The sequence below is a fragment of the Aestuariivirga sp. genome, assembly GCF_965227715.1.
Taxonomy (GTDB): Bacteria; Pseudomonadota; Alphaproteobacteria; order Rhizobiales; family Aestuariivirgaceae; genus Aestuariivirga.
The window spans coordinates 4,363,009-4,385,886 of record NZ_OZ245771.1; the positions used below are offsets into that span (position 1 = coordinate 4,363,009).

24 protein-coding genes are annotated in these 22,878 nt (G+C 61.7%); 19 read left to right on the forward strand and 5 right to left on the reverse strand.

Annotated features, from left to right (window positions below; genetic code table 11):
• Window positions 1-68 precede the first annotated feature (68 nt).
• Together ACO06F_RS20885 and ACO06F_RS20890 are read left to right on the forward strand one after the other, a co-directional pair.
• Complete coding sequence (locus ACO06F_RS20885; RefSeq protein ID WP_421694628.1) at window positions 69-1,085, forward strand: TerC family protein; 1,017 nt, start codon at window positions 69-71, stop codon at window positions 1,083-1,085.
• Window positions 1,086-1,121: 36 nt separating this feature from the next.
• A complete protein-coding gene (locus ACO06F_RS20890; protein ID WP_421696739.1) occupies window positions 1,122-1,637 on the forward strand; it encodes a TIGR00645 family protein in 516 nt (171 codons plus the stop codon).
• Between the two features lie 3 nt (window positions 1,638-1,640).
• Here ACO06F_RS20890 and ACO06F_RS20895 read toward each other — a convergent pair whose 3' ends face one another.
• Complete coding sequence (locus ACO06F_RS20895; protein ID WP_421694629.1) at window positions 1,641-2,504, reverse strand: ATP-binding protein; 864 nt, start codon at window positions 2,502-2,504, stop codon at window positions 1,641-1,643.
• Window positions 2,505-2,614: 110 nt separating this feature from the next.
• On the opposite strand from ACO06F_RS20895, the gene yajC reads away from it, so the two are divergent.
• From yajC to ACO06F_RS20920, 5 genes are read left to right on the forward strand one after another with little or no spacing between them, the layout of a single operon-like run.
• Entirely contained in the window at window positions 2,615-2,953 is a 339-nt protein-coding gene (gene yajC / locus ACO06F_RS20900) for a preprotein translocase subunit YajC (protein WP_421694630.1), read from the forward strand.
• Window positions 2,954-2,959: 6 nt separating this feature from the next.
• Window positions 2,960-4,567 (forward strand): protein translocase subunit SecD, encoded by a 1,608-nt coding sequence (gene secD, locus ACO06F_RS20905; protein ID WP_421694631.1) that lies wholly within the window; start codon window positions 2,960-2,962, stop codon window positions 4,565-4,567.
• A gap of 16 nt (window positions 4,568-4,583) precedes the next feature.
• The gene (gene secF, locus ACO06F_RS20910) at window positions 4,584-5,534 is read left to right on the forward strand and encodes a protein translocase subunit SecF (protein ID WP_421694632.1); all 951 of its coding nucleotides are present in this window, start codon (window positions 4,584-4,586) and stop codon (window positions 5,532-5,534) included.
• Window positions 5,531-5,905 carry an Mth938-like domain-containing protein gene (locus tag ACO06F_RS20915; protein WP_421694633.1) on the forward strand — a complete coding sequence of 125 codons (375 nt, stop codon included), beginning with the start codon at window positions 5,531-5,533 and terminating at the stop codon, window positions 5,903-5,905. The genes secF and ACO06F_RS20915 overlap by 4 nt, the downstream gene beginning before the upstream one ends.
• Window positions 5,902-6,645 carry a phytoene/squalene synthase family protein gene (locus ACO06F_RS20920; RefSeq protein WP_421694634.1) on the forward strand — a complete coding sequence of 248 codons (744 nt, stop codon included), beginning with the start codon at window positions 5,902-5,904 and terminating at the stop codon, window positions 6,643-6,645. Before ACO06F_RS20915 ends, ACO06F_RS20920 begins: the two co-directional genes overlap by 4 nt.
• Before the next feature lie 224 nt (window positions 6,646-6,869).
• Here ACO06F_RS20920 and trmFO read toward each other — a convergent pair whose 3' ends face one another.
• A complete protein-coding gene (gene trmFO / locus ACO06F_RS20925) occupies window positions 6,870-8,276 on the reverse strand; it encodes a methylenetetrahydrofolate--tRNA-(uracil(54)-C(5))-methyltransferase (FADH(2)-oxidizing) TrmFO (protein ID WP_421694635.1) in 1,407 nt (468 codons plus the stop codon).
• Between the two features lie 65 nt (window positions 8,277-8,341).
• Between trmFO and ACO06F_RS20930 the strand changes: the two genes are divergently transcribed.
• From ACO06F_RS20930 to ACO06F_RS20965, 8 genes are all read left to right on the forward strand, one after another.
• Window positions 8,342-8,953 carry a L,D-transpeptidase gene (locus ACO06F_RS20930; RefSeq protein WP_421694636.1) on the forward strand — a complete coding sequence of 204 codons (612 nt, stop codon included), beginning with the start codon at window positions 8,342-8,344 and terminating at the stop codon, window positions 8,951-8,953.
• 49 nt (window positions 8,954-9,002) lie between these two features.
• Window positions 9,003-10,187: a glycine C-acetyltransferase gene (locus ACO06F_RS20935; RefSeq protein WP_421694637.1), complete on the forward strand. Its 1,185-nt coding sequence runs from the start codon at window positions 9,003-9,005 to the stop codon at window positions 10,185-10,187.
• 1 nt (window position 10,188) lies between these two features.
• Window positions 10,189-11,214: an L-threonine 3-dehydrogenase gene (gene tdh, locus ACO06F_RS20940; protein WP_421694638.1), complete on the forward strand. Its 1,026-nt coding sequence runs from the start codon at window positions 10,189-10,191 to the stop codon at window positions 11,212-11,214.
• Window positions 11,215-11,298: 84 nt separating this feature from the next.
• Entirely contained in the window at window positions 11,299-12,306 is a 1,008-nt protein-coding gene (corA, locus tag ACO06F_RS20945) for a magnesium/cobalt transporter CorA (RefSeq protein ID WP_421694639.1), read from the forward strand.
• A complete protein-coding gene (crcB, locus tag ACO06F_RS20950; protein ID WP_421694640.1) occupies window positions 12,306-12,689 on the forward strand; it encodes a fluoride efflux transporter CrcB in 384 nt (127 codons plus the stop codon). The genes corA and crcB overlap by 1 nt, the downstream gene beginning before the upstream one ends.
• The gene (locus tag ACO06F_RS20955; protein WP_421694641.1) at window positions 12,686-13,672 is read left to right on the forward strand and encodes an RluA family pseudouridine synthase; all 987 of its coding nucleotides are present in this window, start codon (window positions 12,686-12,688) and stop codon (window positions 13,670-13,672) included. The genes crcB and ACO06F_RS20955 overlap by 4 nt, the downstream gene beginning before the upstream one ends.
• Window positions 13,669-14,343, forward strand: a complete 675-nt coding sequence (locus tag ACO06F_RS20960; protein WP_421694642.1) for an HAD-IA family hydrolase — start codon at window positions 13,669-13,671, stop codon at window positions 14,341-14,343. Before ACO06F_RS20955 ends, ACO06F_RS20960 begins: the two co-directional genes overlap by 4 nt.
• The gene (locus tag ACO06F_RS20965) at window positions 14,340-15,035 is read left to right on the forward strand and encodes an ATP12 family chaperone protein (RefSeq protein ID WP_421694643.1); all 696 of its coding nucleotides are present in this window, start codon (window positions 14,340-14,342) and stop codon (window positions 15,033-15,035) included. Before ACO06F_RS20960 ends, ACO06F_RS20965 begins: the two co-directional genes overlap by 4 nt.
• A gap of 21 nt (window positions 15,036-15,056) precedes the next feature.
• Here ACO06F_RS20965 and ACO06F_RS20970 read toward each other — a convergent pair whose 3' ends face one another.
• A complete protein-coding gene (locus ACO06F_RS20970; RefSeq protein WP_421694644.1) occupies window positions 15,057-15,602 on the reverse strand; it encodes a hypothetical protein in 546 nt (181 codons plus the stop codon).
• 220 nt (window positions 15,603-15,822) lie between these two features.
• On the opposite strand from ACO06F_RS20970, the gene ACO06F_RS20975 reads away from it, so the two are divergent.
• The 4 genes from ACO06F_RS20975 (at window position 15,823) to ACO06F_RS20990 (ending at window position 20,482) form a co-directional block, all read left to right on the forward strand.
• Complete coding sequence (locus ACO06F_RS20975) at window positions 15,823-17,355, forward strand: acyl-CoA carboxylase subunit beta (protein WP_421694645.1); 1,533 nt, start codon at window positions 15,823-15,825, stop codon at window positions 17,353-17,355.
• Window positions 17,356-17,500: 145 nt separating this feature from the next.
• Window positions 17,501-18,766, forward strand: a complete 1,266-nt coding sequence (locus tag ACO06F_RS20980) for an MgtC/SapB family protein (RefSeq protein ID WP_421694646.1) — start codon at window positions 17,501-17,503, stop codon at window positions 18,764-18,766.
• 14 nt (window positions 18,767-18,780) lie between these two features.
• Complete coding sequence (locus ACO06F_RS20985; RefSeq protein ID WP_421694647.1) at window positions 18,781-19,611, forward strand: hypothetical protein; 831 nt, start codon at window positions 18,781-18,783, stop codon at window positions 19,609-19,611.
• 46 nt (window positions 19,612-19,657) lie between these two features.
• Window positions 19,658-20,482, forward strand: a complete 825-nt coding sequence (locus tag ACO06F_RS20990) for a hypothetical protein (RefSeq protein ID WP_421694648.1) — start codon at window positions 19,658-19,660, stop codon at window positions 20,480-20,482.
• 14 nt (window positions 20,483-20,496) lie between these two features.
• Here ACO06F_RS20990 and ACO06F_RS20995 read toward each other — a convergent pair whose 3' ends face one another.
• Both ACO06F_RS20995 and rimO read right to left on the reverse strand, forming a co-directional pair.
• On the reverse strand, window positions 20,497-21,519 hold the full coding sequence (locus ACO06F_RS20995; RefSeq protein ID WP_421694649.1) for a hypothetical protein: 1,023 nt from the start codon (window positions 21,517-21,519) through the stop codon (window positions 20,497-20,499).
• Window positions 21,516-22,841, reverse strand: coding sequence for a 30S ribosomal protein S12 methylthiotransferase RimO (gene rimO, locus ACO06F_RS21000; protein ID WP_421694650.1), 1,326 nt, complete (start codon window positions 22,839-22,841; stop codon window positions 21,516-21,518). Before rimO ends, ACO06F_RS20995 begins: the two co-directional genes overlap by 4 nt.
• Window positions 22,842-22,878: the final 37 nt, after the last annotated feature.

Sequence of the window (22,878 nt, forward strand, 5' to 3'; positions counted from 1 at the left end):
TCTGGCGGGATCCCTCAATCCCGCGATGTCGGAGCTGCAATCGACCAACTCCAGCACAGGGTCCGGCTATGGAATTGATTTGGACGCTTCTTCAGGCTGATTTTCTTGGCACGCCTGCATATTTCTGGGTGATCTTCGCCACGGTGGTGATCACGCTTCTTGTCCTCGACCTGGGATTTCTGCACAAGAGCCAGAAAGAGATCGAAGCCAAGGAAAGCTTCATCCTCTATGCCGGCTACATGGCCATCGCCTTCGCCTTCGGCGCATGGGTCTGGTATTCGCGCGGAAGCCAGTCCGGCCTTGAGTTCTTCACCGGCTATCTGATCGAGCAGTCGCTGGCGATGGACAATATCTTCGTCATCGCCACGGTATTCGCGTTTCTGGGTATTCCCCGGATCTACCAGCACCGGGTGCTGTTCTGGGGCATTCTGGGCGTCATCCTGTTCCGGGCCATTCTGATCGGGCTCGGTGCGGCGCTGGTTATGTCCTTCTCATGGATCCTGTTCCTGTTCGGCGCCTTCCTGGTGTTCACCGGGCTGAAAATGTTCAAGACGTCGAACGAGAAGCCCTCGCTCGAGGACAACTGGATGCTGAAGCTCATCAAGCGGAACTTCCGGGTGACGGAAGGCCTCCACGGCGAGCGCTTCACCATCCGCCAGATCGACCCCAAGACGGGGAAGCTTGCCCTGTTCATCACGCCGCTGTTCGTGGCGCTGATCATCGTCGAATTCGTGGATCTGATCTTTGCGGTCGATTCCGTTCCGGCGATCTTTGCGGTGACGCAGGATCCCTTCATCGTCTACACCTCCAATATCTTCGCCATCCTGGGCCTCCGTGCGCTCTATTTCGCACTGGCCGCCGCCATGCACCGCTTCAAATATCTGCAGTACTCGCTGGCAGTGATCCTGGTGCTCGTCGGCATCAAGATCTTCCTCGTGCCGCTCGGCATCAAAATCGACACGGCGATCTCGCTTGCCGTCACCATCGGCGTGCTGGCGGCCGGCATCGGCTGGTCCTTGTGGAAAACTCGCAATGATCTCCCGGAACCCAAGCCTGAGCGCCCCCTTGCCTCCAGCGCCGAATGAAGTAACTGTTGGGCATCTGGAACAGGGGGCATGACGGTGAAGAAGCTCGAACATGCGATTGAGGCGATCATCCTCGCATCGCGCTGGCTACTGGTGGTATTCTACTTAGGGCTCGCGATCGCGCTGCTGCTCTATGCCCTGTCCTTCATGGGCAAGCTCTATGAATTCGTCCTCAAGCTGTTCACCCTGGCGGAGACGGACACGATCCTCAAGATGCTCTCGCTCATCGATGCCGCACTGGTGGCGAGCCTCGTCGTCATGGTGATCATCTCGGGCTATGAAAATTTCGTCAGCCGCTTCGACAATGCGGATGGAAACGAGATTTCCTGGCTGGGGAAGGTCGACGCCGGGTCGCTCAAGATCAAGGTGGCCTCGACCATTGTGGCGATCTCCTCGATCCACCTGCTGCAGGTGTTCCTGAACGTCCAGCAATATACCGAAAACCAGCTGATGTGGCTGACGGCGATCCACCTGACCTTCGTCATATCGGCACTCCTGCTGGCCTATATCGACATGCTGATGAACACGAGCAAGAAGGCCAAGGGGGACTAGGCGTCAGCCGTCCAGCCGCTTGCCCTGGCGGCCCGCGATGTCCTGGATATATTGCCAGGCCACGCGGCCCGAGCGGCTGCCGCGCGTGGCCTGCCAGGCAATGGCGCCGGCGCGCAGTTCCTCCGGGTCGATATTGATGCCGTAATGCCGGGCATAGCCCTCGATCATGGCCAGGAACTCATCCTGCGAGCAATTGTGGAAGCCGAGCCACAGGCCGAAGCGGTCTGACAGCGACACCTTTTCCTGCACGGCTTCAGACGGGTTGATGGCTGTCGAGCGCTCATTCTCGATCATGTCCCGCGGCATCAGATGGCGGCGGTTCGAAGTGGCGTAGAACAGCATGTTGGCGGGCCTCCCCTCGATGCCGCCATCGAGCGCGGCCTTCAGCGATTTGTAGGAGGTGTCATCCGAATCGAAGGAGAGGTCGTCGCAGTAGACGATGAAACGGTACTCTGGTGCGCTGCGGATGATGTTCATCAGCACCGGCAGGCTCTCGATATCCTCCCGGTGGATTTCGATGAGCTTGAGGATGCCGCCATTGGCCTGGTTGATCTCATGGTGGGCGGCCTTGACGAGCGAAGACTTCCCCATGCCGCGTGCACCCCAGAGGAGCGCATTGTTGGCGGCATAACCCCTGGCGAAACGCTCGGTGTTCTCGATCAGGATGTCACGCGTCAGGTCTATGCCGCGGAGCAGCGAGAGATCGACCCGGTTCACCCGCTGGACGGGTTCCAGCTCCGGGGGGCTGGCATGCCAGACGAAGGCGGAGCAGGCCTGAAGGTCAGCCTCCTGCGGCTTCCGGGGGGCCAGCCGCTCCAGCGCCTCGGTCAGGCGGCGGAGCAATGCGCTATCGATTTCCTGTGTCATTATGGCCTCTTAGCCGAGGTGGAGGTGCGGGTAAAGGCGCACCAATCGATTGGTTGCAATAGAGACAACCATCGCTATATTCCGCCCAAACTTCGTTCAGGAGAATTCCCTTGTTCATTACTCCGGCCTTTGCCCAGGCCGCCGGCGCGCCAGCCGCGGGCGATTTCATCGGCATGATCCTGCCGCTCGTGCTCATCATGGGCGTGTTCTACTTCCTTCTCATCCGTCCGCAGCAGAAGAAGGTGAAGGAGCATCAGGAGATGCTCAAAAAGGTCGGCAAGGGCGACACGGTGATCACCAGCGGCGGGCTCATCGGCAAGGTCATCAAGATCGTCGATGACAATGAGCTGCAGGTCGAGATCGGCGAGAACATCAGGGTGCGCGTGCTGCGTTCTGGTATTTCCGACGTGCGCGCCAAGGGCGAGCCCGTGAAGACCGAGACCAAGTAAGCGCCGATGCTGCATTTCAGCAAATGGAAGGCCCTGGGCATTCTTGCGTCGGTGCTGATCGCCATCATCTTCGCTCTACCCAATGTGCTGCCCGCCAACATCCAGAATCAGCTTCGCCCCTATGGCCTGCGGCCGATGACACTGGGTCTCGACCTTCAGGGCGGCGTCAACATCCTGCTCGAAATCGACCGCGACGACCTTAAGAAGCGGCTGACCGAGCAGCTGGTGGGCGACATCCGCTCGACGCTGCGCGAGGACAAGATCGGCTACAACGGCATCAACCGCGCGCCAGACGGCGTGCGGGTGCGCATCACGAAGCCCGAGGACATGGACAAGGCGCTCGTGGGCCTCCGGAAGCTGGCGCAGCCCGTCGACTCGGGTGGCCTGTTTGGCGGCGGCAGCGTTGCCTCTGCCTTGTTCGACGTGAGCGTTGACGGTCAGCAGGTGACCTTCAGCTTCAACGACAAGGGCATCGACAGCAAGATCCAGCAGGCGGTGAGCCAGTCGCTCAAGATCGTTGAAAAGCGCGTCAACCCCGATGGCGTGGTCGAAGCCACCATCCAGCAGCAGGGCAGGGACCGCATCGTGGTCCAACTCCCCGGTGTGCAGGACAGCCAGGAAGTAAAGAGCAGGCTCGACCGTACGGCGAAGCTCACGTTCCAGCTTCTGTGCGAAGCCCAGCCCACGGCGCAGGGCCAGAATCCGCCGCCCGAATGCAAGGCCGTGCCGCTCAAGGAAGACCCGAAGCAGGTTCTTTGGGTTCAAACCTCGACCCGCGCCACCATTGACGGCGCGGACCTGACGGATGCACGCGGCGCCTTCGACCAGAGCAACCGGCCTGTCGTCTCCTTCCGCTTCAACCAGAAGGGTGCCGAACGCTTCGGCCGCCTGACCCGCGACAATGTCGGCAAGCCCTTTGCCATCGTCCTCGACGATCTGGTGATGAGCTATCCGCGCATCAATGAGCCGATCCTCGGCGGCTCCGGCCAGATCTCCGGCAATTTCACGGTGGATGAGACCAACAACCTGGCGGTCGTGCTGCGTTCGGGTGCTCTGCCCGCCAAGCTCACCATCGTCGAAGAGCGCACCGTGGGCCCGAGCCTCGGCTCTGACTCGATCACGGCCGGCTACCACGCTTCAATCATCGGCCTCATTCTGGTGATGGTGTTCATGGTCATCGCCTATGGGCTGTTCGGCATCTTCGCCAATTTGGCGCTGATCGTGAACCTCATCATGCTGATTGCCGCGATGAGCTTCTTCGGCTTCACCATGACGCTTCCTGGCATCGCCGCTATCGTGCTGACCATGGGCATGGCGGTGGACTCCAACGTCATCATTTTCGAACGCATGCGGGAAGAGTGGCGGAACGGGCGCACCGCGATGAGCGCCATTGAAACCGGCTTCAAATCGGCCTTCGCCACCATCTTCGACTCGAACTTTACGGCACTCATCGCGGCCGTGGTTCTGTTCGGCGTCGGTTCGGGGCCGGTGAAGGGCTTCGCCATCACCCATGCCATCGGCATTCTGACCACCGTGTTCACGGCCTATACGGTAACGCGCTACATTGTGTCCGTGTGGGTCGGCTGGGCCAAGCCCAAGGAGGTTCCGCTCTGAGAGCGGAGGTCACATCATGAGATTCAAGCCAATCCGCTTCATTCCCGACGACACGAAGATCCCGATTATGCGGCTCAGCCGCTTTGGGTTCTTCTTTTCGGGCATCATTTCGGTCGCCTCTATCCTGCTCTTTGTGTTCCTTGGCCTCAATGTGGGCGTGGACTTCAAGGGTGGCACAGTGATGACGATCCGCACCGCGCAGCCCGCCAATATCGAGCAGCTGCGTGGGCAAGTTTCGGAACTGGGCTTCGGCCAGGCGGAAATCCAGGAATTCGGCTCACCTAATGACGTGCTGATCCGCCTTCCCGCCGTTGAAGGCGGCGATGCGGCACAACAGACGACGATTGCCAAGGTGAAGGAGGCGCTGGGCTCCGGCGTCGAGTTCCGCTCGGTCGAAGTCGTCGGCCCCAAGGTTTCCGCGGAATTGGCCGAGCAGGGCATCATCGCGGTTGTTTCCGCCATTGCCGGCATTCTGATCTATGTGTGGTTCCGGTTCGAGTGGCAGTTTGCAGCAGGAGCGGTCCTGTCCCTCCTGCATGACGTGCTGATCACGATTGGCATGTTCTGCGTGTTGCGGATCGAGTTCAACCTGCAGATCATCGCGGCGATCTTGACGATCGTCGGCTACTCGCTGAACGACACCGTGGTCGTATTCGACCGGATCCGCGAGTATATGCGGAAGTACAAATCGATGAATCTTGCCGATCTGATCGATTTCTCGATCAACTCGGTGTTTCCGCGCACCATTCTCACCTCCGTCACCACCATGCTGGCGCTGATCGCGCTTTACGTGTTCGGCGGCGAGGTGCTGCGCGGCTTCACCTTCACCATGATCTGGGGCGTGCTGATCGGCACCTATTCCTCGATCTTCATCGCGGCTCCCGTGCTGATCCTCCTTGGCACGGTGATGAGCGAGAAGAAGACGGTGACCGACGCAAAGGCAGCCGCCGCCGCCGCCCGTCCGTGACGGCGCATTACCCGGGCTTGGCCCCCATCGAAACCTATGGCGGTGGGGGCTTCAGTTTTGCGGGAATGTCGCATCGGGGATCGATCCTGGCACTACCGTCAGGCATCTATGCCTGGGACCCAAACCCAGACTTGCTGACCCTTGCCGATTTCGAGCGGGTGCTGGCGGAGAAGGACAGCTTTGACCATCTCATCATCGGGATGGGCCGCGACATGGCCCGCCCGCCGCGGCCCGTGCGCGAGGCCCTTGTGGCGGCAGGCCTGATGATAGACTCCATGGCCACAGGGCATGCCGTTTCGACCTATAATCTGCTGCTCGAAGAAAAGCGCCGCGTGGCAGCCGCCTTGATCGTCGTGGACCGTCCCGCATGAGCCCGGTTGAGGAGATCGTGCGGGTCCATGACCGCGACCGGTATCTCTCCACCCTCTTCGCGCCGGACGACAAGCGCGAAGCTTTGCTGGCGCTCTATGCCTTCAATGCCGAGATCCTGCGGGTGCGTGATGTTGTGAGCGATCCCAATATCGGCATGATCCGGCTGCAATGGTGGCGGGATACAATCGACAGTCTCTATGACGGCGGCGATGGCGCGGGCCATCCGGTGGCCGAGGCATTGGCCCGTGCCATCAAGGCGGGACAGCTTCCGAAGCAGGCGCTGGTTGACCTCATTACCGCCCATGAGTTCGATCTATTTCACGATCGCATGCCGGGGATCTTGGAGCTTGAGGCTTATATGGGCGAGGCTTATTCCCGCCTCATCATGATGGCCGCGATGATCCTCGACAGCGGTGCTGCAGCCAAGGCCAGCGACTGCGCGGGGCTGGCGGGCGTGGCGCAGGGGCTGGCGCTGATCCTGGGCGACCCGCAACATCGCGAGCCGTTTGTGCCGAAGGGCATGGATGCGAGGGCGTTGCGGGAGCACGCGCAAAACAGATTGGTTCAGGCACTGGACCTCATTCCATTGCTTTCCACGAGCGTATTGCCAGCGTTTCTGCCCTTGAGCTTGACGGGGCTCTATCTCAAGCAGATCGCCAAGTCGCCCGATGCGCCGCTCGCGGTATCACCTTTGCGGCGTCAGCTGGTGATGTGGTGGACGGCGCGGCGCTGGGGTTAGAGGACTCGCGCGGACCCCTCGCGCCGTTATGCCAGCGAAGGCCGGCATCCCGCTGCTGGGCAGAGAAAGCGGGACCCCAGCCTTCGCTGGGGTGACGGATTCATGGGTTTGGAGGACGTTACGCTGCCGCTTTGTCCTCGCGGTATCACCCCCTCGCGCCGTCATGCCAGCGAAGGCTGGCATCCCGCTGCTGGGCGGAGAAAGCGGGTGACGGATTCATCGTTTTACTCCGCCGCTTGCAACGCCCCGTCACCCAGCCACGCTTCATAATCGGCCATAGCGCGAGACGTATAGGCGCGTTTTCTTTCGACGGATTGTTCGGTGTGCTTCAGCCGGACGCCGTCCTTCATCTTCACCTTTTCGATGGGCGGGAAGAGGCCGAAGTTGACGTTCATGGGCTGGAAAGAGGATCCGCGGCCATCCGTCGTTTCCAGATGACCGCCGGTGATGTGGTTGATGAGGGCGCCGTGCGCCGTGGTGGGAGGTGGCGGCGCGAAGGACTGTCCAAGCGCCTCTGCCGCGGTCATGCGGCCAGCGATGAGGCCCATGGCGGCGCTTTCGACATATCCTTCAACACCGGTAATCTGGCCAGCGAAGCGCAGGCGGGGGGCGGCCTTCATGCGCAGCTGCCCGTCCAGCACGCGCGGACTGTTGAGGAAAGTGTTGCGGTGCAGGCCCCCGAGCCTGGCGAATTCCGCCTTCTCCAATCCGGGAATGGTGCGGAACACTTTCACCTGATCGGCGTATTTCAGCTTCGTCTGGAAGCCCACCATATTGTAGAGCGTGCCGAGCTTGTTGTCCTGCCGGAGTTGGACGACGGCATAGGCCTTCTCTTCCGGTTTGTGGGCATTCGTCAGGCCCCTGGGTTTCATGGGCCCATGGCGCAGGGTTTCGGTCCCGCGTTCAGCCATCACTTCAATGGGAAGGCATCCGTCGAAATAGGGCGTCGATGCTTCCCATTCCTTGAAGTCGGTCTTCTCGCCCTCAATCAGCAGGCGGACGAAATTCTCATACTGCTCACGGTTCATCGGGCAGTTGATATAGTCCTTCCCCGTTCCGCCGGGGCCCACCTTGTCATAGCGGGACTGGAACCAGGCCGTTTCCATGTCGATCGTTTCGCGGTGGACGATGGGGGCAATGGCATCGAAGAAGGCCAGCGAGTCCTCACCCGAAAGCCCACGCACGGCTTGCGCAAGTGCAGGTGACGTCAAAGGGCCCGTGGCGATGATCACGTTGCCCCAGTCGTCTGGGGGAAGGCCTGCAATTTCGCCCTCGGCCACGGTGACGAGCGGATGGCGCTTCAGTGTTTCGGTGACGTCCGCCGAGAAGGCATCCCGGTCCACCGCCAATGCACCACCGGCAGGAACCTGATGGCGGTCCGCAGTGGCCATGATGAGAGATCCGGCGCGCCGCATTTCCCAGTGGAGGAGGCCCACGGCATTCTGCTCGGCATCATCCGAGCGGAAGGAGTTGGAACAAACGAGTTCCGCGAAGCCGCCTGTGCGGTGTGCATCAGTGCCGAGCTTCGGGCGCATTTCGTGAAGGATGACGGGGACACCCTGGCTCACGGCCTGCCAGGCTGCCTCCGAACCGGCCATGCCGGCACCGATAATGTGGATGGGGTTTGTCATGAGGGGCTCGTAGCACTTGCGTGGCCGCGCTTCAAATCACGTGCGATTGCTCCTATGAGGGGCCGATGCGACTCACCAAACGACAGTTTCTTGCCTCCGGCCTGTTTCTGGCGCTTGCCGGGCCTGCCTTGGCGGCGCGCGACAATCTGGATTCGGACTGGGTGACCGGCGTGATCCCGGACCAGCCGTTCAACATCGATATCGTCAATCAGCGCAAGATTCCGCCGCAGTTCCGGCGGCAGGACGTGCGGTTCGACGGCCCGGAAGCGCCCGGAACGCTCGTGATTGATGCCAAGAACCGCTTCCTTTACAACGTGACGGGACCGGGCCGCGCGGTGCGTTATGGCATTGCCGTGGGCCGCGAAGGGGCTGCCTGGCATGGCACGGCGCAGGTGGGGCGGAAGGCCAAATGGCCCACATGGACGCCCACCGCCAACATGCGCCAGCGCAACCCCAAGCTACCCGTGCAGATGAAGGGTGGCCCGGAGAACCCGCTGGGGGCGCGTGCGCTCTACCTCTACAAGGACGGGAAAGATACGCTTTACCGCATTCATGGCACCAATGAACCGTGGTCCATCGGCAAGGCCGCATCTTCCGGCTGCATTCGCATGCTGAACGAGGATGTGTTCGAGCTGTTCGGCAGCGTGCCGGTTGGGACCCGCGTCGTCGTCAGGTGAATGACTTCGACGCTTTTCCCTGAGCGCGGGCCGGGCTAGGCTTGGTTCCATGAGCACAACACTTCAAGACATTTCCGCCGAACTCGAGCACATCCGAGCTCAATCCTTATGGAAGACGGAGCGCCCCATCCTTGGGCCACAGTCCTCCCACATCGCCGTCAAGGGCGGGCGCGAGGTTCTGAATTTCTGCGCCAATAATTACTTAGGTTTGGCGGATCATCCGGACCTCCTGTCCGCTGCGCGCGAGGCGCTGGAAACACACGGGCTCGGCATGGCCTCGGTCCGTTTCATCTGCGGCACCAGTGACCTCCACCTGGCGTTGGAGCGGCGCATTGCGGACTATCTGCAGATGGAAGAGTCCATCCTGTTCGCGGCCTGTTTCGATGCCAATGGTGCAGTGTTCGAACCGCTGTTCGGCGAGCAGGATGCGATCATTTCTGACGCGCTGAACCATGCATCCATCATTGACGGGATCAGGCTCTCCAAGGCAAAGCGCTTCCGCTTCGCCAATGGTGACATGAATGACCTTGAAGCGCAGCTGAAGGCGGCACGTGAAGGGGGTGCGAGGCGCGTGATCGTGGTGACCGACGGCGTGTTCTCAATGGATGGTTATTTTGCCAGGCTCAAGGAGGTGCGCGCGCTGGCGGACCGTTTTGATGCGCTGGTCATGGTGGATGACTGCCACGCCACGGGGTTCATCGGGCCGCAAGGCCGCGGCACGCCGCACCGCGCCGGTGTGAAGGTCGATATTCTGACGGGAACGCTCGGCAAGGCCCTTGGCGGCTCCGCCGGCGGATACATCGCAGCGGGGCGCAGCATCGTGGACCTGATGCGGCAGCGGGCGAGACCCTATCTCTTCTCCAATGCGTTGCCGCCCCCCATCGTTGCGGCGGGCATCAAAGCCATTGATTTGGCTGAACAGGGCGAGGGCCTCCGCGCTACGCTGGTTTCCAATGCGCAGCGCTTCCGCGCCGGCATGGCGGCGGCTGGCTTCAAACTTTTGCCGGGCGAACACCCGATCATCCCCGTCATGCTGGGGGAGGCGAAGCTGGCGCAGGAGATGGCGGCAAAGCTCTATGACAAGGGCATCTATGTGACGGGCTTCTTCTTTCCGGTGGTGCCCAAGGGTCAGGCGCGGATCCGCACGCAAATGTCGGCGGCGCATTCGGCAGAGGATATCGATCAGGCCATTGCGGCCTTCACCGCAGCTGGGCAAGAATTGGGAGTGATCTGAGATGCGTGCATTGGTGAAAGCGGACAAGGCCGAAGGCCTGATCATGCGGGATGAGCCCGTGCCGCAGATCGGTTCGGAAGATATTCTCATCAAGGTTGCGCGGACCGGCATTTGCGGCACCGACCTCCATATCTGGAAATGGGATGAATGGGCGCAGAAGACGATCCCTGTTCCCATGGTGGTGGGGCATGAATTCGCAGGCGTGGTCACCGAAGTCGGAAGCCATGTGCGGACCGTCAAGGTGGGAGACCGCGTGTCGGGCGAGGGGCATTTGATTGGCATGAAGAGCCGCATGGCCAGAGCCGGACATTTTCACCTCGATCCGGAAACCAAGGGCGTGGGGGTGAACGTGCCCGGCGCCTTTGCGGAGTATCTTCGCATACCGGCCTTCAACGCAATTCATCTTCCGCCGGAAGTCGATGACGAGATCGGCGCAATCCTCGATCCGCTGGGCAACGCCGTACACACGGCCTTGTCCTTCGATCTGGTGGGGGAGGATGTGCTGATTACAGGCGCCGGACCCATCGGCATCATGGCGGCGGCGGTGTGCCGGCATGTGGGGGCACGCCACATTGTGGTGACGGACATCAACGACTACCGCCTTGAGCTCTGCAACCAGGTGACGGATGCGGTTACGGTTAACGTTTCGCGCGATGACCTGCGCGACGTGATGGCACGGCTGAAGATGAGCGAGGGCTTTGACATCGGGCTCGAAATGTCCGGCGCTCCACGGGCCTTCGACCAGATGGTGGATCACATGATCATGGGCGGCAAGATCGCCATGCTCGGCATTCCGTCTGGCCCCACCAGCGTCGACTGGAACAGGGTCATCTTCAAGTGCTTGACCATTAAGGGGATCTACGGCCGGGAGATGTTCGAGACCTGGTACAAGATGATCGCCATGCTGCAATCGGGGCTCGATGTGCGGAAGGTGATCACCCACCGGATAAAGGCCGGGGATTATGCCCAGGGCTTTGCGCTGATGAAGCAGGGAAGCTGCGGCAAGGTGGTGCTGGACTGGGGCTGACGCCTCGCTGCCCGCATGGCTTGCCAACCGGGCGCATGAGGGTTACGGAAGGGACGAACCCCCGTAACCAGTTCGAGTCCGCCAATGCTGACTGCCTATGGAGCGGCCAATGGCTGCCTGACCGAGTTCGAGGCCGCCGCCACACCGGAGGTGCCGCCGGACTCCGTTTGGCTGGACCTGGTCGAACCCACTGCCGCCGAGGAGGCTGCCGTTGAGGCAGCGCTCGGCATCGACATTCCAACGCGCGAAGAACTGGCGGAGATCGAGGCCTCCTCCCGCCTCTACCAGGAAGATGGCGCAGCCTTCATGACGGCGAATTTGATCCGCCGCGGCGAGCATGACGAGCCGGAATCCTCGCCCGTCACATTCATCATCAAGGACAATACGCTCATCACCATCCGCTATCATCACCCGCAGGCCTTTCCGGCCTATGTGAAGCGGGCAATGAAGCCGCAGACGACGGCGCTGACGGGATGGGGTGTGTTGATCTCGCTGCTCGAAGCCGTGGTGGACCGCGCGGCCGATCATCTGGAGCGCGCCGGGCAGATCGTGGACGAGACGTCAAAGAAGACCTTCGGCGCCAAGCGCAACCTCGCTGGCGTCCACAAGCAGAACCCGCGCCGCAGCGTGAACCTGCAGGAGCTCATCGAGAACATTGGCGAAGAGGGGGACTTCGTCTCCAAGATGCGGGAAAGCCTCGTCTCCATCGGAAGGGCCGTCGCCTTCATGCAGGCGATCACCGATCAGGTGCGCGAGAACAAGCTGATGAAGGAGCACAAGGCGCGGATCAAGATCCTGCAGCGTGACATCGTCTCGCTCACCGACCATGCGACGTTCCTGTCCGGCAAGATCAGCTTCCTCCTGGACGCGGTGCTGGGCCTGATCTCGATTGAGCAGAACGGCATCATCAAGATCTTCTCGGTGGCAGCTGTCGTATTCCTGCCACCCACGCTGGTGGCCTCCATCTACGGCATGAACTTCGCCTTCATGCCGGAGCTGCAATGGACGTTCGGATACCCCTTCGCAATTGTGCTGATGGTGATGTCCGCGATCCTTCCGTTCTACTATTTCAAGAGCAAGGGCTGGCTGTGATGCCGATCGTTCTGTGGGTTGCGATCGGCGGTGGAATCGGGGCGGCGGCGCGCTATGGCGTCAATGTCTGGGCGGGCCGCATCTTCGGCGGTGTGTTTCCATGGCACACGCTGATCGTCAATGTGCTGGGCTGCTTCATCATGGGTCTGCTCACCGGCCTGATGGCGATGAAGCTCAATCTGGGCCAGGAGATGCGGGCGTTCCTGACCACCGGTATCCTGGGCGGCTTCACCACATTCTCGGCCTTCTCGCTCGATTTCGTCTTTCTCGTCGAACGGAAGGCGACGCTCGCCGCCGGGGCCTATCTGGCAGCGTCCGTGCTGTTCTCGTTGATCGCGGTCTTTGCGGGCCTGAATCTCATCCGCACCTTGTACGCGGCATGAACGAGGTCAAGCGCCATGTGGTGACGGCGGAAGAAGCCGGCATGCGGCTCGACCGCTGGTTCAAGGTGCATTTTCCGCAGGTGACCTTCGCCTATCTCAACAAGCTGACCCGCACGGGCCAGGTGCGGGTTGCTGGTGCACGCGCCAAGACCAGCACCAGGCTTGCGGCGGAGCAGGAAATCCGCGTGCCACCCCTCGCCTTCGACACGAGGCCCGCGGACCTTCCGAAAGAAGACATGAAGCCCTTGAGCCCGCAGGAGCGGCGGCTCTTCGACTCGATGGTGCTGCATGAAGACCGGGACATTTATGTGCTGAACAAACCTTCTGGGCTGGCCGTGCAAGGCGGCAGCAAGACGCATCACCACCTCGATGGGCTGCTGATGGGGTTGGGCGTGGAGCTGGGCGAACGCCCGCTCTTGGTCCATCGTCTGGACCGGGATACATCCGGCGTCATCGTGATTGCCAAGCGGCGCTCCGTGGCGGCCGCATTGGGCAAGCTCTTCGCCACGCGCGAAGTGAAGAAGACCTATTGGGCCCTGGTCAAAGGCGTGCCGAAGCCGCCGCAGGGCCGGATCGAGGTGGCGCTCATCAAGGCCAAGGGGCCGGAAGGTGACCGCATGCGGGCCTCGCGCGAGGGCGAGGAGGAGGACGAGCAGCGCGCGGTGACCTTCTATGCCGTTATCGATAAAGCGCCGCCCGCCGCGGCCTGGATGTCGCTCAAGCCCGTGACCGGCCGCCAGCACCAGCTTCGCGCCCACATGGCGCATATCGGAACACCGATCATTGGCGATGAGAAATATGGCGGCCTCGAGGGCATGCCGGAAGGGCTGGACCCAAAGCTGCACCTGCACGCGAGGCGCATTGTGTTCCCGCATCCGCGTGCGGGGCTCATCGACATTTCCGCCCCGCTGCCGGAGCATATGGTGAAGAGCTTCGCCGCCTTGGGATTCGATCCGAACCGCTTTGAGGAGGGCGAGGCGTGAAGCTCGCAATATTCGATGTCGACGGCACGCTGGTGGACAGCAGCGCCATGATCTCCGCTTCGATCACCGCCGCCTTCGAGGCGGAAGGACTGGCCGTCCCCGATTGGGTGCGGATGATGTCCATCGTCGGCCTCTCGCTTCACGAGGCGATGAAGGCGCTGGCGCCGGGGGAAGAGCAGGGAACGCATGAGCGGCTGAGCGCTGCCTATAAGCAGGCCTTTTGGGAGTTCAGGGAATGGGGCGAGCACAAGGAAGATCTGTTTCCGGGAGCGCTCGACCTGCTGGTGAAACTGCGCGCGCGCGAAGACGTTCTGCTTGGCATTGCCACGGGGAAATCGCGCCGCGGCGTTTCTCATCTGCTGGAAAAGCATGGGCTTGAGGGCTGGTTCGCAACCGTGCAGACATCCGACGATCACCCTTCCAAGCCGCACCCGTCCATGATCGTGACGGCGCTTGCCGAAACGGGGCTTGCACCTTCCGCAGCCATCATGATCGGCGATACGAGCTATGATATCGCCATGGCACGGGAGGCCGGAGTTGCAGCTGCAGCTGTCTCCTGGGGGAATCACCCGGCGGAGTCCTTGCTGACTGCGGGCGCCCACACGATAGCCAATGATTTCAAAGAGCTGGAGCAGCAGCTTGAACAGCTTTGGCAGGATCGGCCGGCATGACGGCAAAGCGCCGCTTCTACAAGACCGTGACGGTGACGGATGACCTTGGCATCGCGCTTGATGGCCGCGCCGTCAAGACCCCGCTTCGCATGCCGCTGGTTTTGCCCACACGCGCGCTGGCAGACGCCGTTGCTGCGGAGTGGGAGGCGCAAGAAGCCGAGATCAAGCCCTCCACCATGGTGTTCACCAAGCTTGCCAATACGGCGATCGACCGGGTGCAGCCGGACCGGGCCCGTATCGAGGCAGAGGTACTGGACTATGCCAACAGCGATCTCGTCTGCTACCGCGCTGACCGCCCGCCGGAACTGGTCGAGCGGCAAACATTGGCCTGGGACCCGGTGGTCGACTGGGCACGCATCACCATGGACGCGCCCTTCGACGTGGCAGAAGGTGTCATTCACCGGGCGCAGCCGGCTTCAGCCCTCGCCGCCTTTGGCCTGGGCGTTACAGAACTCAATGACTTCCAGCTTGCCGCCTTTCACACCCTGATGACGCTGACGGGCTCTGCCTTGATCACCATGATGCTTGTCCGCGGTGCGGCCATTCCTGAAGCCGCATGGCTCGCCGCCCATGTGGATGAGGATTACCAGATCGAACTCTGGGGCCAGGACCACGAGGCGCAGGCGCGGCGCTTGGCGCGTTACACGGAATTCATGGCCTGCTGCCGGTTCCTGGAACTGGCGCGGGGCTGAGGGGGATCTCCGTTTCGCGTGTTACTCGCCCGTTACGCCCGGTGCCTTGAACAGCAGCGCCTTCACCCGGGCGGCACCGACGGCGCGCGTCAGATGCTTGAAGGCGAAGAAAGGCAGCAGTGAAAAGAACAGGATGAGCGCCACGCTCACGACCCCGGAAAAGCCGCCGCCGCCGATCATCGGCAGGCTGCCTTCCAGCGTGTGGCCATGCCACATGCCAACCGCAAGCCGCTCTGCCACGTGGAAGACCAGGAACATCACGGAGAGCAGGGCGGATTCGTAGATGATGGAATAGATCAGCGGCCGGTTGTCCAGCCAGCGCGACAGATGCAAATCCTCCATCAGCAGCATCACCTTGGCCAGCACCAATGCGTTCACAAGGGCAAGTCCGTTGAACGTGAGCGTGAGGCCATGCTCATTGAGCGCGATACGGTCATTGAGGACGAAGAGGGTCAACTGGACCCAGAGATAGAAGAACATCAGCAGGAATTGCCGGATCTGATCCTTGGCGCGGTCAATGATCGCGGGCTTCGCCGCATGTCCGGTGCTTCTGTCGCTGCTCGCCATCTGCGAATGCCCTGCCGTTGAGTGTCCGATATCGCCGTCCGGTTTTCGCCCGGATTGCGGATCTGAGAGCACGTGGGCGAGGCGTGCGCAAGACATCTCAGCTGGTGCATTGCCGGGTTCTGCCAGACCGCGGCTTCGGCAGATCAGCCTTTCGGCTGATTTGACGGGGCCGTCAGCGCAGCTTAACACCCCTCGAACCTCATTTGCCCGGAGTGCCACCATGCAGGAGATCCTTGAGAAACTCGAAGCCCGCCGCATTCAGGCGCGGGCCGGGGGTGGGGCAAAGCGCGTGGCCGCCCAGCATGCCAAGGGCAAGCTCACCGCGCGTGAGCGGGTGGAGTTGCTGCTGGATGAAGGCTCCTTCGAGGAGTTCGACATGTTCGTGGAGCACCGCTGCACGGATTTCGGCATGGAAACCCAGAAGCTCCCCGGCGACGGCGTCATCACCGGCTGGGGGACGGTCAATGGCCGGGTGGTCTATGTGTTCGCCAAGGACTTCACCGTCTTCGGCGGCTCGCTCTCCGAGGCGCATGCGCGCAAGATCACCAAGATCCAGGACATGGCGCTGCAGAACCGCGCGCCCATCATCGGCCTTTTCGATGCGGGAGGGGCGCGCATCCAGGAAGGGGTGAATGCGCTCGGCGGCTATGGCGAAGTGTTCCAGCGCAATGTTCTCTCCTCCGGCGTCATCCCGCAGATCTCGGTGATCATGGGGCCTTGCGCGGGGGGTGACGTCTATTCCCCCGCCATGACGGATTTCATCTTCATGGTGCGCAACACGAGCTACATGTTCGTGACGGGCCCCGACGTGGTGAAGACGGTAACGAACGAAACGGTGACCGCGGAAGAGCTCGGCGGCGCCTCCGTCCACACAACCCGATCTTCCATTGCGGACAAGGGTTTCGACAATGATGTTGAAGCCTTGCTTCAAATGCGCCGGCTGATCGATTTCCTGCCATCCTCCAACACTTCGCCAATCCCTGAGCTGCCCAGCTTCGACTCGCCTGAGCGGATCGACGCTTCTCTCGACACGCTGATCCCCGCCAATCCAAACCAGCCCTATGACATGAAGGAGCTGATCCTGAAGATGGTCGACGAGGGCGACTTCTTCGAGATCCAGGAGGCCCATGCGCGCAACATCGTGACGGGGCTCGCCCGCATCAATGGCCGCACGGTGGGAATTGTCGCCAATCAGCCGATGGTGCTCGCCGGCGTGCTGGACAGTGATGCGGGCCGCAAGGGTGCGCGCTTCGTGCGCTTCTGCGATTGCTTCAACATCCCGATCGTGACGCTGGTGGACGTGCCAGGCTTTCTTCCCGGCACTGCGCAGGAATATGGCGGCCTCATCAAGCACGGCGCCAAGCTGCTGTTTGCCTATGCGGAGGCGACGGTGCCGAAAATCACGCTCATCACGCGCAAGGCCTATGGCGGGGCCTATGTGGTGATGGCATCCAAGCATTTGCGGGGCGATGTGAACTATGCCTGGCCCACGGCAGAAATTGCGGTGATGGGATCCAAGGGTGCGGCGGAAATCATCTATCGTTCGGAACTGGGCGACCCGGAGAAGATCAAGGCCCGCGTCAAGGATTACGAGGCGCGCTTCGCCAATCCCTTCGTCGCCGCCGAGCGGGGCTTCCTGGACGAGGTGATCATGCCCCATTCCACCCGCAAGCGCATCGCAAGGGCGCTCAACATGCTGCGCCACAAGGAGCTGCAGAATCCCTGGAAGAAGCACGACAACATTCCGCTATGAGCTGAGCAGGCACTTGAGGCTTCAAGCCCCCGGCATCCGTTCCGTCCTGTCACCTTGCGCGGGCGCGGCCCGCGCATCCTTTGCTGCGGTTTGATAGGTTGCCCGGATCAATCCCGGGCAAAGTAAGTAGCTGGGAGAGAGCGAGATGGACCTCCAGGAACTTGCCACCCGTTTGGGCCTCGCGCTCGCCCTCGGTTTCGTCATCGGGCTGGAGCGTGGGTGGAAGGAACGCGATGAGGGCGAGGGCCAGCGCACCGCCGGGATTCGCACCTTTTCGCTGATCGGGCTGCTGGGCGGGCTGTTTGGTGCCTTGTCGCTCGGCGGCGACCGCATTCTCCTCGCCGCAGGCTTCGTCGCTACCAGTGCTGTGATGGCCGCCTTCATTTGGCGGGAGAATGCCCGGGAAGGTATTTTTGGCGCGACGACAATGATCGCCGCACTTGTCACGTTCATGCTGGGCGCTCTCGCCCTGTTGGGTGACATGAAGATCGCGGCGGGTGCAGGCGTGGTGACGGTTGGCCTTCTCGCCTATAAATCCGCACTGCATGGTTTCCTGGCGCGGATCACGGCGCAGGAACTGCGGTCGGCGCTGCTGCTGGCGGCGATGACCTTCATCGCCCTGCCGTTGCTGCCGGACCGGGCGATTGACCCGTGGGGCGCGCTGAACCCGCATCAGCTGTGGCTGATCACCATCCTGATCGCAGCGGTATCCTTCATCGGATATCTGGCGGTGAAGCTTGTGGGGCCGTCCCGCGGGCTTGTGCTTGCCGCAACACTTGGCGGGCTCATCTCCTCCACCGTCGTGACGCTGACATTGGCCCGCCTGGCAAAATCCAACGGGGCACGGCTTGGCCTCCTGTCCGGCAGCATTCTCGCGGCGGGGGCCGTGATGATGGCGCGCGTCGTCGTGCTGACGGGTGTTTTGAACCTTCCGCTGGCGCTTTCGCTTTCCGTGCCGCTTCTTGCAGCCGCGCTGTTCCAGGCGGTGGCTGCCTGGATCCTGATCAAACGTGACGGGCGCGGTGCTGAGGCGAAGCCCGAAGGCCTTGTGCACAAGAACCCCTTCCTGCTGTCAGAAGTGCTGCGCTTCGGGGCCATTCTCGGCGCCGTCATGCTGGCAGCTGGTATTGGCCGCAGCCTGTTCGGCAACAGCGGGTTGATGGTGGTGGCGGCCCTCTCCGGCCTGGCGGACGTCGACGCCATTACCCTGTCCGTTGCCAATATGGGCGGGCAGGCGGCAACCGGCGTTGCGGCCATCCTGCTGGCGGTGGGCGTCAACAGTGCCGCCAAGACCATCTATGCGGGGGTGGCGGGCGGGCTTCGGCTGGGCCTTATCCTTCTGGCGTTCAATCTGGCGGCAATGGCGGTAGCGGTGGCGAGCTATCTTCTGATAGCTTTGCCCCATCTTTGAGGGAGACCTGACCCGTGCCTGACCGCCGCAGCCTGCCGCCCATGGAAGCGATCGAATTCGCCATCGAGAAAGTGTTCCGGCATTTCTTCTTCGGACTCGCATTGGCAATCGCCTGGGCCGTGCTGCTGATCCCGCTGATGGCGCTCGTCTGGTATTTCGCATTCCGTAACGGCATGCCGGATGTGAAGGCGCTGCCGCCCGCGGCCATGGCTGCCTTTGGCCTACTGGCCATTGGCCTGCTGCTCGCGGCTTTCTCCATTTCCGCCAATTGGAACCGACGTCTCCTGCTGGGGGAGCGGCCGCGGGGGCTGGCTTGGTTGAGGCTTGATGGCGTTGTGTGGCGGCTGATGCTGGGCCATGTTCTGTTAATTGTGGCACTGGGACTTTATGCGGCAGCCGCGTACAGCGTTGTCACCTTTGCAGCACCGTCTGCCGCTGAGACACTGGGCTCTGCCGCAAAGCCAATCGCCATCGTCATCGCCGCACTTCTCGGCCTGTCGGCGCTGTTCACCTTCTACCGTCTTTCGAGCTGGCTTGCCGGCCTTGCGGTGGCTGATGCGGATTACACGCTTCGCACCGCCTGGCGCAGCACGGCGAAGAACCGCATCGCCTATCTCTCCTTCACCTTTTGGCTTCTGTTCTCACTGGCCATTGCTGGGGCTCTGGGTGCTGGCGCCTTCTTCGCTCAGCAGAGTTTGCCGCAGCCTTGGGTGAAGCCGGTGGCCTTCGGCTTCATCGGTCTTCTCGCATGGCTCGCGATATTCCTGGTCGCAAGCGTCGCCGCCTGCCATTACAGGAGTTTTGCCAATCAGTCAAAAACGGAGAATGATACACTTTTTGATTGAAACTCGGCGTGGTGACCGGCAGGGATAAGTCATAACAGGGGTTTCCATGTCTGACTTCCGGGCCGTGCCGGCCTTCAAGCATGTTTTGCGGGCGACGTTCGGGCACATCGGGCCGGCCTTTCAGATGAGCTGGCCCTGGATGGCTCTGATCGCTGCCATTCAGGCGGTCGATCTCTTCTTCTTTGCAGATATGCCGCCCTCGAGTGATCCGGAATTCTGGACACAAATCACTCCGGGCTTGGTGCTAACGGGGTTTCTTATCCTGCTCGTCAGCACCTTTGGCTTCGCATCGATTGCGGTGAACTGGCATCGTTATATTCTGCTGGGCGAGGCGGCCGAGGGCGGGCAGAAGTTCAGGATGGACCGGCTGGTCTGGCGTTATCTCGGCAACATTATGCTACTGCAGCTGGGCATGCTCGCCGCCAACCTCGTCGCGGTAGCCGTGCTTGTCATTGCCTATCTCATCTTGTCACAAGCCATGCCGCAATACGCGGCGGGAAGCATTCTGGGCTTTGTGTTCATCGCCTGGCTCGTGTGGCTGTTTCTCGCCTTTACCCGCTACAGCACCAAGCTGCCCGCCATCGCGCGGGGCCGTGAGGATTACAGTTTTGGCCGCGCCTGGGAGGATACGAGAGGGCATAGCGGAGCCTTGTTCGGCTTCTGGTCCCTGCTTCTTCTGCTCTTGCTTGCCGTGGGGCTGGTCTTGCTGATTCCGGCGCTCGGCATACGCTATGGCCTGGGGCTTACAAACCAGACGGGACTTTTCCTCTCGAACGGCCTGCAATTCGTTGTCAACTGGGTGCTGATGATCCTCGGAGTCACCATGCTGACGACGCAGTATGGCATCTTCGCCGAGGGGCGGGAGGTTTGAACGGCTCCGCGCCGTCAGGCCACCACCGGCAGCCGTTGCCTGATCTTGTCCGGCAACATGCCAACAAAGGCGCGCCGCAGCGGCCGCCAGGCGGCGGATAGCATCAGCACCACCGCGCCGACGGCCAGCGTCGACATGGCGAGCGATGAGGATTGGGCGCCGGCGTATTCGATCAGCTTTCCGGCCGCATAGGCAAGATAGGCGAGGGATGAAACCAGGATGGCGCGCCGGTCAACAACCAGCGCCACGGCGGCCAGTACCAGGAACACGGCAATCACCTCTGCTGCTGCAAGCCCGGATGGCGCGTCCTTCACGATCGTCATCAGTATCGGGTGCACGATGAGAGGGGCAGCCAGCAGATGAAGCCAGAAAGCAATGTCCGTGCGGCGCGTCTGACGTTTCAAGTCGGAGGAATCGAACCACATTGCCAGTGCGAAAACGCCAATCCCCAACACCAGGAAGATGGGTATTGGATGATCAGCAAGGAGGCTGGGAAATAACATCCGGCAGAGCGCCAGCAGCATGGCCGCCACCGCCGCAACCCCGGCCGCAATGGTGATCGGCACATGAAACCGCAGCCAGTGCAGGAGTGCTGCCACTGCCGCCGCCATACCCGCCACAAGTGCCGGAAGGGGCGCCACCTCATTGTTCCAGGCAGCAGAAAAGCCGGTGATATTGAAGAGGCCAAGTGTGGCCACGAAGACCGCGCCCACGAAGACCACCAGCAGCACGATGCTGGGCAGCGCCAGCCGCCTGGCGCGCGTGAAGAATTCGGCAAGGCCCCAGGCCGCAATGGCAATCGCTGCGGGGGCAATTGCCGCCGGAAGAAGAAACGCCATCGCGCCCAAAAACATCAGCAGCCCAATGGTGACGAAGATGTCGTTGAAGCCGGTCACCAGCCGGAGTTTCTCGTCGTCGGGATCAGCGTTTTCGGAAGCGGTAGGGGCTTCGCCGTTAAGATAGGGCTCAAGCCGTGATGCCGTCGCGCGGTCGATCACGCCAGCGGCAACTGCAGCCTCAAGCCCCTCGATTATCAAACCCGCTCTCCGACCAGATCATATTCCTCCGCCTCTACGATCCGTACACGGACCATATCTCCGGGCTTGAGGCCGGTTTCGCCCGGCAGGAACACGTTGCCGTCGATTTCCGGTGCGTCCCAGGGGGAGCGGGCGATAGCTTCTTCGTTTTCTTCGTCGATCGAATCAACCAGCACGTCGATTTCGCGGCCGACTTTGGACTGAAAAATCGCGCTGGAGATGTCCTGCTGGGCTTCCATGAAGCGCTCCCAGCGTTCCTGCTTCACTTCGTCAGGCACCTGGGGCAGGCCGAGGTCATTGGCCTTGGCGCCTGAGACGGGTTCATATTTGAAGCAGCCGGCACGCTCGATACGGGCTTCCTTCATCCATTGCAGGAGATATTCGAAATCGGCATCCGTCTCGCCCGGGAAGCCCACGATAAAGGTGGAGCGGATGGCGATGTCCGGGCAAATGGCGCGCCAGGAGGCCAAGCGGTCCAGCACCTTCTCTTGGTTTGCCGGGCGCTTCATCGCCTTCAGAACATTGGGGGCAGCGTGCTGGAAGGGGATATCGAGATAGGGAACTATCTTGCCCTCCGCCATCAGCGGGATCACGTCATCGACGTGCGGGTAGGGGTAGACATAATGCATGCGCACCCAGGCGCCGAGGTCACCCAGCTCCTTCGCCATGTCATAGAACTTCGCGCGGACCTCGCGGCCGTGGAACTTCGATGTGGCGTATCTGGTGTCGACGCCATAGGCAGACGTGTCCTGGCTGATGACCAGCAGCTCCTTCACCCCCGCCTTCACCAGCCGCTCCGCCTCATAGAGGACTGAGGCGACAGGGCGGGAGACGAGGTCACCCCGGATCGAGGGGATGATGCAGAAAGAGCAGCGGTTGTTGCAGCCTTCCGAAATCTTCAGGTAAGCATAATGCTTGGGGGTAAGGTGCAGGCCTTGCGGCGGCACGAGATCGAACTTCGGGTCATGCAGCGGCGGCAATGCCTCATGGACCGCACCCACCACGGCCTCATACTGGTGGGGGCCGGTAACCGCAAGGACGCCCGGATGCGCCTTCATGATGGTGTCCGCTTCAACGCCCATGCAGCCGGTGACGATGACGCGGCCATTTTCCTCCATCGCCTCGCCGATGGCGGCAAGGGATTCGGCCTTGGCGCTGTCCAGAAAACCGCAGGTATTGACGATCACCACATCCGCGCCGTCATAGCCCGAAGACATGACGTAGCCTTCAGCCCGGAGCTGGGTGATGATGCGCTCTGAATCGACCAGCGCCTTGGGGCAGCCGAGGGAGACGAGGCCGATCTTGGGGACAAGCTTATTCATGGGGCCGGTCCATAGCGGGTCCTGCGGTTAAGCGCAA